Source organism: Paenacidovorax caeni (assembly GCF_001298675.1).
In the GTDB taxonomy this organism is placed as follows: Bacteria; Pseudomonadota; Gammaproteobacteria; order Burkholderiales; family Burkholderiaceae_C; genus Paenacidovorax; species Paenacidovorax caeni.
In genome coordinates this window covers 1-5,083 of record NZ_CYIG01000086.1, presented here as the reverse complement: position 1 = coordinate 5,083, position 5,083 = coordinate 1, and the positions used below count along the sequence as shown (strand labels likewise).

The 5,083-nt window shown below is 74.7% G+C and carries 4 protein-coding genes; 2 read left to right on the top strand and 2 right to left on the bottom strand.

The window, feature by feature from the left end; all coding sequences use genetic code 11:
* Both BN2503_RS18500 and BN2503_RS18495 read left to right on the top strand, forming a co-directional pair.
* On the top strand, positions 1-961 hold a 961-nt coding region (locus BN2503_RS18500; protein ID WP_054258073.1), incomplete at its 5' end, for a fibronectin type III domain-containing protein.
* A 67-nt stretch (positions 962-1,028) separates the two neighbouring features.
* Complete coding sequence (locus BN2503_RS18495) at positions 1,029-2,159, top strand: InlB B-repeat-containing protein (protein ID WP_054258072.1); 1,131 nt, start codon at positions 1,029-1,031, stop codon at positions 2,157-2,159.
* A 107-nt stretch (positions 2,160-2,266) separates the two neighbouring features.
* Here the strand turns inward: BN2503_RS18495 and BN2503_RS18490 are convergent, their stop codons facing one another.
* The gene (locus BN2503_RS18490) at positions 2,267-3,787 is read right to left on the bottom strand and encodes an ATP-binding cassette domain-containing protein (protein ID WP_054258071.1); all 1,521 of its coding nucleotides are present in this window, start codon (positions 3,785-3,787) and stop codon (positions 2,267-2,269) included.
* A partial coding sequence (locus tag BN2503_RS18485; RefSeq protein ID WP_054258070.1) for an ABC transporter permease subunit occupies positions 3,784-5,083 on the bottom strand: 1,300 nt, incomplete at its 5' end. The genes BN2503_RS18485 and BN2503_RS18490, both read right to left, overlap by 4 nt.

The following is a 5,083-nucleotide window of genomic DNA, read 5'->3' as shown; positions in this document are numbered from 1 at the left end:
CGCCACCGGCTACGTGGTGACCGACGTGACCGGCACCCCCGCCCAGGTCTGCAGCACCAGCGCCACCACCTGCACCGTGACCGGCCTGGGCAACGGCGACACCCGCGCCTACCGCCTGGCGGCGCACAACGCCGCGGGCGACAGCGCCACCGCCGCCAGCACCAGCGCCACCACCCTGGCCCTGCCGGACGCGCCCGCGCACGTCTCCGCCACGGCGGGCAACGGCCAGGCCACGGTGGCCTGGGCCGCCCCGGCCCGCGACGGCGGCAGCGCCATCACCGGCTACACCGTCACCGCCACGCCCGGCGGCAACACCTGCGCCACGGCCGCCACGCCGCCCGCCGCCCCGGCCACGGCCTGCGACGTGACCGGCCTGGCCAACGGGCAAAGCTACAGCTTCGCCGTCACCGCCACCAACGCCGTGGGCACCGGGCCCGCCGCAACCTCGGACGGCGCGGCGCCCACGCAGCGCAGCTTCTCGGCCACCGGGCCCCAGGGCACCGTCACGGCCAGCTTCACCGGCGGCGGCGCCACCTGCACCTTCGACAGCGCCAGCCTGCTGCCGGCCCCCGCCAGGGACTCCGGCGTGCCCGCATTCGCCCATGGCGTGCTCGACTTCGCGCTGGCCGGCTGCACCGGCCCCGTGGCCATGACCGTGGCCTACCCCGCGCCGCTGGCCGCCGGCACCCAGTACTGGAAGCTGCGCGGCACCCGTTGGCAGACCTACCCCGCCACCCTGGACCTGGCCGCAGGCACGGCCACCTTCGCCCTGGAAGACGGCGGCCCGGGCGACGACGGCCCGGCGGGCGACGGCCGCATCGTGGACCCCTCCGGCGCGGGGCTGCTGGCGGCGCCAGCCTCCATCCCCACGCTGTCGCAGTGGGGCGTGCTGCTGCTGTCCGGCCTGCTGGCGCTACTGGCGCTGCGGCGCGGCTCCGGATACAAGGCAAATCGGCCCTGAGCCCTTGCTAGGCAAGCGCGAGCAGCTACCCAATGCATAGCACCCACGGAACACCAGAGGCCCCGCCATGCGCATCCATGCCCTGATCGCCGCCGCCGCGCTGCTGGCCAGCGCCAGCGCGCAGGCGGCGCCCTACGCCACCACCTACCACGGCACCATCGCCAGCTCCCAGATCCCCGCAGACGCGCCCGATGGCTCGGCCTTCACCCTCACCCTGGTGTTCGACAACGGCGGCAGCAGCGCCACCAGCCAGCACTGGAACATCGGCGACCTGGCCTGCGGCTTCTGGCGCTGGCGCGTGGACGGCACGCGCAGCGTGGCGGTGGCGCTGGACTTGCGCGGCGGCGTGGCCCAGGGCCTGGGCAGCGCCCGCACCGACGCGGCGGGCGCGCTGACGCAGGTGTTCTCCTCGGTCAACACCGGCGGCCCGATGGCCTGGGCCGACTACGGCGTGAGCGGCCTGCCCCCGGGCACGGCCATCGGCTGGTTTGCCGACGGCACGCCCCAGGTGTTCGGCATGATGGCGGGCGGGGGCGGGGGCAGCTTCGACGACGGCGCGGGCACCGCCGCCGGGGGCGTGGACATGGCCCCGGCGCGCTGGAGCGCGCCGCTGCCCTTCACCGGCGCCTGCGACGCCAGCGCCGAGCCGCCCGTGGCCCACGCCATTGGCACCCACGTCACACCCGCGGAAGGCGGCACGCTCACTTGCCCAGCCACGGCGCTGCACGGCAGCAGCGCGCACTGCACGGCGCAGCCCGCGCCGGGCTACACCACCGAATCCATCGACGGCTGCGGCGGCACCGCCACGGGCGCGGGCGTGAACGGCTACGACACCGGCGCCATCACCGGCGCCTGCACGGTGGCGGCGCGCTTCACGCGCAATGTCTACGCCATCGCCACCAGCGCCACGCCCACGAACGGCGGCACGCTGGACTGCCCGGCCACGGTGGCGCATGGCGGCGATGCCGTCTGCCACGCGGCGGCGGCCACGGGCTTCGGCTTCAGCCACTTCACGGGCTGCGACAGCGCCAGCGGCAGCACCTGCACGCTGTCCAATGTGCAGGGCCCGCGCAGCGTGGCCGCCGTCTTCACGCCGATCGCGCCCGCCGGGGTGGCGATTCCGGTGCTGGCACCGTGGGGGGTGTGGCTGCTGGCGGGGCTGCTGGGGGTGCTGGGGCTGCGGCGCAGGGGCGGGTAATTCCAGTTCCAGATCAATCGATTACTTTGTCGGCTTCGCTTGCCGTGCGTCAGCACTGTCTGCGCTTCGCCTTCGCGTACTCGATCGATCTGGAAATGGAATAAGGCTCACACCCCCAGGTACTGCGCCCGCGCCGCCGCGTCGCGCGCCAGTTCGGCCATGGGGGCGCTGTGCACGATGCGGCCTTTTTCGAGCACGCAGGCGCGGTCGGCCACGGCCTGGGCGAAGGGCAGGTTCTGCTCGCACAGCAGGATACCGACGCCCTGCGCCTTGAGCGCGCGGATGGCCTGCGCCATCTGCTCGACGATGACCGGGGCCACGCCTTCCGAGGGTTCGTCGAGCAGCACCACGAGCGGCTGGCCCATGAGCGTGCGCGCCACGGTGAGCATCTGCTGCTCGCCGCCGCTCATGCGCGCGCTCAGGCGCTGCGGCATGGCGCCCAGGTTGGGAAAGAGCTGGAACAGGCGCTCGGGCGTCCAGCGCGGCGCGGGCGTGCCATCGGGCCAGGCGCGCGGCGGCTGGCGGCCGGTTTCGAGGTTTTCCAGCACCGTCAGGCCGGTGAAGATGCGCCGCTCCTCGGGCACGTAGCCCAGGCCCAGGCGCGCGATCTGGTGCGGCGCGCAGCCCCGCAGGGGCTGGCCCATGAAGCCGATGCGGCCCTGCGTACGCGCCAGCAGCCCGGCGATGGCCTTGAGCGTGGTGCTCTTGCCCGCGCCGTTGCGCCCCATCAGCGCCACGACTTCGCCGCGCGCGACGTGCAGCGAGACGCCGTGCAGGATGTGCGCGGCGCCATGCCAGGCGTTCAGGTCCTCGACGGTGAGCAAGGGTGTTTCTGGCGCCAAGCCGTTGCCTGGCAAGCGCGGGTGGCTCTCGTTTTCAGAGCATTCCAGGCCCGTGCCGAGGTACGCGGCCTGCACGCGCGCATCGTGGCGGATGGCCTGCGGCGCGCCCTCGGCCAGCAACTGGCCACGCACCAGCACGGCCACGCGGTCGGCGTGGCCGAACACCACGTCCATGCTGTGCTCGGTGAACAGCACGCCCATGCGGCGCGTGCGCGCCAGGCGCTGCACCAGCTGCATCAGCGCGCCGCGCTCGGCCGGGGCCATGCCGGCGGTGGGTTCGTCCATGAGCAGCAGGCGCGGGTTGCCCGCCAGGGCCAGCGCCAGCTCCACGCGCTTGACGTCGCCGTAGGCCAGGGCGCTGCAGGGCTGCGCGGCCTGGCCCTCCATGCCCACCTGGGCCAGCAGCGCCAGCGCGTCCTGCGGGCGGTGGCCGCTGGCGCGGCGCCACCAGCGCGCGGTGGCGCGGTCGTGCGCCAGCAGGGCCAGTTGCACGTTCTCCAGCACGGTGAAGCTGGCGAAGGTTTCGGCCACCTGGAAGGTGCGGCCCACGCCCAGGCGCGCCAGGCGGCGCGGCGGCAGGCCGGTGATGTCCTGGCCGCCCAGCAGCACGCGCCCGGCATCCGGCGCGAGCTGGCCGCCCAGCATGTTGAAGGTGGTGGACTTGCCCGCGCCGTTGGGGCCGATGAGCGCCAGCAGCTCGCCCGCCGCGAGCCGCAGCGACACGCCCTGTACCGCCTGCACGCCGCCGAACGACTTGTGCAGCCCCTGCACTTCCAGCAGGCTCATGGCGCGCTCCCCGTTGCTCTGCTTTTGAGAGCTGCCAGCGCTTTCCAGTAGTGGCCTAGACCCGAAATTCCTTGTGGAAACAGCAGTACCAAGAGCAGGATCACCCCACCCAGCAGGGCGCGCCAGTATTCGGTGCCGCGCGCCAGGCTGTCGTGCAGCCAGGTGAAGGCGGCCGCGCCCACCACCGGCCCGGCGAGCTGCTGCAGCCCGCCCAGCAGCACCATCGCCAGGCCATCGACCGAGCGCGCCACGGCCAGCGCATCGGGCGCCACGCTGCCCTTGGAGAAGGCGTACAGCCCCCCGGCCAGCCCGGCCAGCGCGCCGGCCACGGCGAAGGCCGACCACTGCACGCGGCGCACGGCAATGCCCAGCGCCTCGGCGCGCGCGCCGGCGTCGCGCGCGGCGCGCAGCGCGTAGCCCCAGGGCGACAGCAGCATGCGCCGCAGCAGGTAGATGCCCGCTGCGCACAGCGCCAGCGCCAGCAGGTAGAAGCCCGCGCCCTGCGCCGCCCATTCGGGCGGCCAGACGCCGGTGATGCCGTTACTACCGCCGGTGAAGCCGTCCCACTGGTAGGCCACGGCCCAGGTGAGCTGCGCGAAGGCCAGCGTGAGCATGGCCAGGTAGATGCCCGACAGGCGCACGCACAGCCAGCCGTACACCAGCCCGCCCGCCGCCGCCGCCAGCGGCGCGGCCGCCAGGGCCGCGCCCATGGGCCAGCCGGCCCAGCGCACCAGCAGCGCCGCGCCGTAGGCGCCCAGGCCGAAGTAGGCGGCGTGGCCGAAGGAGTGCAGCCCGCCCGGCCCGGCCAGCAGGTGCAGGCTGGCGGCGAACAGCGCGGCAATCGCCACGTCGGCGGCCAGCACGGTGGCGTAGCTCTGCGCTCCGGCGAGCCAGGGCAGCAGCGCCAGCGCTGCCAGCAGCGCGCACCAGGCCAGCGTGGCGGCGCGCCCGGCGGGGCGCAGCGGCGCCTCGGGCGCGCCCAGGGCGCGGGCCGGGGCGGGCGCGCGCCCGAGCAGCCCCCAGGGCCGCCACAGCAGCACGGCGGCCATGACGAGGAATTCGGCCACCAGCGTGAGCTGGGGGAAGGCCACCTCCACCCCCGCGACCTCGACCACGCCGAGCCAGATGCACACGGCCTTGAGCTCGGCAATCACCAACGCCGCCACGAAGGCGCCGGGCAGCGAGCCCATGCCGCCCACCACCACCACCACGAAGGCGGCGCCGATGGTGAGCATGTCCAGCTCCAGGCTGGCAGGCTCGCGCGGCAGCTGCAGCGCGCCGCCCAGGCCTGCCAGC

Coding starts and splice junctions, on each gene's coding strand:
- BN2503_RS18495 (WP_054258072.1), top strand. CDS start 1,029: ATGCGCATCCATGCCCTGATCGCCGCCGCCGCGCTGCTGGCCAGCGCC.
- BN2503_RS18490 (WP_054258071.1), bottom strand. CDS start 3,787: ATGAGCCTGCTGGAAGTGCAGGGGCTGCACAAGTCGTTCGGCGGCGTG.